The 296-nt window shown below is 48.0% G+C and carries 1 protein-coding gene; it reads left to right on the top strand.

The genetic code is table 11. The features are described from left to right. On the top strand, nt 1–267 hold a 267-nt coding region (locus NE473_RS31575), incomplete at its 5' end, for a DUF5915 domain-containing protein (RefSeq protein ID WP_256265678.1). Nucleotides 268–296: the final 29 nt, after the last annotated feature.

Below are 296 nucleotides of genomic sequence, written 5' to 3'. Positions count from 1 at the left end.
GAACTGATCAGCAAGATTCAGACCATGCGTAAGGAAGCAGGTTTTGAGGTGATGGATCATATTCTCATCACCAGCGAACGCAATGAGAAGATTGCCGGTATTCTGGAAGCACATGGCGAAGTAATAAAGAGCGAGGTTCTCGCAGAAGACATCACACTGGGTAAGGCAGCAGGCTATACGAAGGAATGGCACGATTCCATCTTCCGGCAGACGGTATCCGGGCAGAATCGTCTGTTTGTCAAACTTGTATGTCACACGTTCCCCTGATTCTTTTTCCGTTCTTCCACCATCTGAAC

The organism is Hungatella sp. SL.1.14, from assembly GCF_024460495.1.
GTDB classification, from domain to species: Bacteria; Bacillota; Clostridia; order Lachnospirales; family Lachnospiraceae; genus Hungatella; species Hungatella hathewayi.
Note: the sequence above shows the minus strand (reverse complement) of the source record. Positions and strands in the feature narration are given on the sequence as shown.